The organism is Deltaproteobacteria bacterium (genome assembly GCA_005879795.1).
Taxonomy (GTDB): domain Bacteria; phylum Desulfobacterota; class Binatia; order DP-6; family DP-6; genus DP-6.
The window spans coordinates 1-4,085 of record VBKJ01000019.1; the positions used below are offsets into that span (position 1 = coordinate 1).

Here is a 4,085-nt window from a genome sequence, read left to right on the forward strand (position 1 = left end):
AGGAGGTGGTAGTCGTTGATCCACACCGTCCCGGTCCGCATCTGCTTCGCGACCTCGAGCGCCTTCGCCTTGTCGCGCGACCAGACCGCGCCGCCGAGGCCGTAGATCGAGTCGTTGGCCATGCGGATCGCGTCGTCGATGTTCTTGTAGCGGATCACGCACAGCACTGGCCCGAAGATCTCCTCCTGGGCGATCTTCATCGAGTTCTTCACGTCGGCGAAGATGGTGGGCTCGACGTAGTAGCCCCTGGGGAGGTGCTCCGGGCGCTTGCCGCCGACGGAAATCCTGGCGCCCTCGTCCACGCCCGTCTCGATGTAGCCGAGCACCGTCGCGCGCTGGCGCGCGGAGATGAGCGGGCCCTGCGCCGTGCCGAAGTCCATCGGGTCGCCGATGGTGAGCTGCCTGGTGCGCTCGACCAGGCGCGCGACCACCTCGTCGTGCAGCTTCTCGGAGACGAAGAGCCGCGTGCCCGACTCGCACGCCTGCCCCTGGTGGAAGAAGCAGCCGAAGAGCGAGCCGTCGACCGCCATGTCGAGGTCGGCGTCGTCGAGGATGACGTTGGCGGACTTGCCGCCCAGCTCGAGGGTCACCTTCTTGATGGTGCCGGCGGCGAGCTGCTGGACGCGCCGGCCGACCTCGGTCGAGCCGGTGAGCGCGATCTTGTCGACCAGCGGGCTCGCGCACAGCTCCTCGCCGCACTCGGCGCCGCTCCCGTGGATGACGTTGACCACCCCCTTCGGCAGATCGGTCTGGTCGATGATCTTCGCCAGCTCGAGCGCCGAGCAGGGCGTGTCGCTGGCTGGCTTGAGCACGAGCGTGTTCCCGGTGCACAGCGCCGGGCCGATCTTCCACACCGCCATCATGAGCGGGAAGTTCCACGGGATGATCTGGCCGCAGACGCCGATCGGCTCGCGCTGGAGGTAATTCTTCGACTGGGCGGGGAACTGCGGCACCTGGATCTCCTCGAGCAGCGGGACCTTCTCCGCCATCTCGGCGAAGTACTTGAGCTGGTTGGCGGCGAGCATCATGTCGCCCGAGGTCTTGCGGATGGTGCCGCCGGAGTCCTGGGTCTCGACGGCGGCGAGCTCCTGGCTGCGCGCCTCGAGCCCGTCGGCGATCTGGTTCAGGATCTTCTTGCGATCGGCTGGGGTCATGCGCGGCCAGGGTCCCTCGTCGAAGGCCCGGCGGGCCGCCGCGATGGCGCGCTGCGCGTCCCTGCGGCTCGCGCGCGAGACGCGCGCCCACGGCTCCTCGGTCGCGGGGTTGATCGAGTCGGCGGTCTTCCCGCCCTCGGCATCCGAGAACGCGCCGTCGATGTAGAGCTGGTACTCCTGCATGGCTGGTCTCCTCATGCGCCCGCATCGGGGGGCGGGGCGCGGCCGCGGGGTTCGCGGCGGAGGCTCGCACCAATGGGGGGGACTCTGCAATCGGGGTCGAGCGCAGCGGTCCCTGCGGACGCGGAGCGATGCAAACTCGGGACAGCTCCGGCTCGAGCCGAGGAGCCAGGCGCCCGCGCGTGGCCCCGGCCCTACCGGCTCAGGCGGCCTTCGGCCGCCAGCGCCCCGCCCGCATGAGGGCGCGGCGCCGCCGCTGGTACTCGCGCTGGTAGGCGCGGAGCTCGTCGCGGTTCCGTTCGCGATAGGCGCGTGTCCAGGCCCTGTGCGCCGCGCGGTGTCGCGCGATCCAGCGGCGCAGGTACGCGCGCCGGCACTCCTTGCACCAATCGTCCAGGCCGTCGGCGGCGGCGGCGGAGCGGTAAAAGCCCGTCGCCGGCCTGCTCCGGCCGCAGGCGCCACACCGCTTCCTCCGCCGTCTGGCGCGACGTCTGGCAAGCGCCTGAGCCATCGTTCCGGTCCTGTCCGCCACTACTGAGGGTGCCGGCGTTGCTCGCGCACCAGCCGCTCTCGGATCGCGGCGTTGATGAAGTCCTGAACCCGCACGCGCCGCTGTATGCAGTGGACGCGAACCTGACGATGGAGGTCGGGCGGGATACGGGCGCCGACCGCGACGAGTGCCTCGTCCTTCACTCGCCCCCGCGCACGAGCATGGAGGACGGACATTGCCGGTCCCCCATCGTCGGGCAGCACCCGGCGGCTCGGCGTCCGCATCATCCGCACGGTCGATGCGGAAACAGCGCGGCTCGCGGATGCGCGCCGAGGGCGGACCGCAACGCGCGGCCCGCGTGTGACCAGGTGACACGGGGCGGCGCCAGCTCGATCCCCGGACCGAACGTGACGCGCCGATGCCGGCGCCGCCACGAGACCAGACTGGCAGCCATGTGCGGAACCTTACGTATTCACCTTACCGCAGGACGATTGTCCAGTGCTCTACCGCATATGCGGGAGGTGGCGGTAAAACGAAGTACATTTGGTGCGTCTCCGAACACCACCTGACCCCGTCCCTTGCGGGCACCGACTTCCGTGCCATCATCGCCCCGTGCGGTGGTGGCAGACGGCGGTCGTCTACCAGATCTATCCGCGCTCCTTCGCCGACGCGAGCGGTGACGGGGTGGGCGACCTCGAGGGCATCCGGGGTCGGCTCGACCATCTCGCCTGGCTCGGTGTCGACGCGGTGTGGCTCTCGCCCATCTTCCGCTCCCCCATGAAGGACTTCGGGTACGACGTCGCAGACTACTGCGACGTCGATCCCCTCTTCGGGACTCTCGCCGACTTCGATCGACTCCTCGCCGAGGCGCACGCGCGCGGCATCCGCGTCCTCCTCGACTGGGTCCCGAACCACACCTCCGACCTGCATCCGTGGTTCCGCGAGTCGCGTGCCTCGCGCGCGAGCCCGAAGCGCGCCTGGTACGTCTGGCGCGACCCCGCGCCCGGCGGCGGCCCACCGAACAACTGGCTCGCTGCGTTCCCGCGCGGCACGCCGGCATGGACCTTCGACGCCGCGACCGGGCAGCACTACCTCCATCTCTTCCTTCCCGAGCAGCCCGACCTGGACTGGTCGAACCCCGACGTGCGGCGCGCCATGGAGGACGTGCTCCGCTTCTGGCTCGCCCGCGGCGTCGACGGCTTCCGGGTCGACGTCGTCCACGGCCTCGGGAAGGACGCGCGGCTGCCGGACCTCCCGCCCGACCTGGCGGCGATCCCGCAGTCGGCGCTGAACGACGACGAGTCGACGCACACGATCCTGCGCGCGCTCCGCCGGGTCGTCGACGCCCATCCGGGCGACCGGGTGCTGGTGGGCGAGGTGTGGCTGCTGCTCGCGCGCACGCACGCCCGGTACTACGGCCACGATGACGAGCTGCACCTCGTCTTCGAGCTGCCCGCGGCGGTCCTCACTCCCTGGGACGCCGCCGCGTGGCGCGAGCGCATCGCGGACGTCGCCGCGCGGCTCGATCCGGTCGGCGCGTGGCCGACGTGGGTCCTCTCCAACCACGACGTGCCGCGACACCGGACGCGCTTCGGGTCGGAGGCCGCGGCGCGTGCGGCCGCGGTCCTCCTGCTGACGCTGCGCGGGACGCCGTTCCTCTACCAGGGCGAGGAGCTCGGGCTGGAGGACGCCGCCGTCCCGCCCGACCGTGCCGTCGATCCCGGCGGCCGGGACGGCTGCCGCGCGCCGATCCCATGGGACGCGAGCCCGGGGCACGGCTGGCCCGTACCGCCCTGGCTCCCGTGGCCGCCCGAGGCCGAGCCGCGGAGCGTCGAGCGCCTGCGTGAGGACCCGGGCTCGATCCCCCACCTCTACCGCCGGCTCCTGGCGCTCCGCCGCGCCTCGCCCGCGCTCCACGCGGGCAGCTGCCGCCTGACCGAGGCGCCGGCGGGTGTCCTCGCTTACCAGCGGGCCGCGGGGACCGAGAAGCGGATCGTGCTCGTCAACTTCACCGGCGAACGCGTCCCCGTCGCCGCGCACGGCCGCGTCGAGATCGCGAGCGACGGGGCGGGGGAGGACCGGCCGTACGCGGGCGTGCTCGCCCCCGCGCAGGCCCTCGTCCTGCGGCCGTAGGCGGACGTGGCGGCTCCGCGCCGAGGCATCGGGCCCCGGCGCTGCGGCGGTCGCTACCCAGGTCGGGGTCCGGCGAATCCGAGGGCAAAGTACGATCAGCAGGGGACGAGCGCGAGGCAGACGCGGCC

3 protein-coding genes are annotated in these 4,085 nt (G+C 72.0%); 1 reads left to right on the forward strand and 2 read right to left on the reverse strand.

From position 1 onward, the window contains the following. Window positions 1–1,352, reverse strand: a 1,352-nt coding sequence (locus tag E6J59_00795; GenBank protein TMB24102.1) for an aldehyde dehydrogenase, incomplete at its 3' end; no start/stop codon positions are given. Window positions 1,353–1,536: 184 nt separating this feature from the next. Further along, complete coding sequence (locus tag E6J59_00800; protein ID TMB24103.1) at window positions 1,537–1,845, reverse strand: hypothetical protein; 309 nt, start codon at window positions 1,843–1,845, stop codon at window positions 1,537–1,539. Window positions 1,846–2,436: 591 nt separating this feature from the next. On the opposite strand from E6J59_00800, the gene E6J59_00805 reads away from it, so the two are divergent. Beyond that, window positions 2,437–3,957, forward strand: a complete 1,521-nt coding sequence (locus E6J59_00805) for a DUF3459 domain-containing protein (GenBank protein TMB24104.1) — start codon at window positions 2,437–2,439, stop codon at window positions 3,955–3,957. Window positions 3,958–4,085 lie beyond the last annotated feature (128 nt).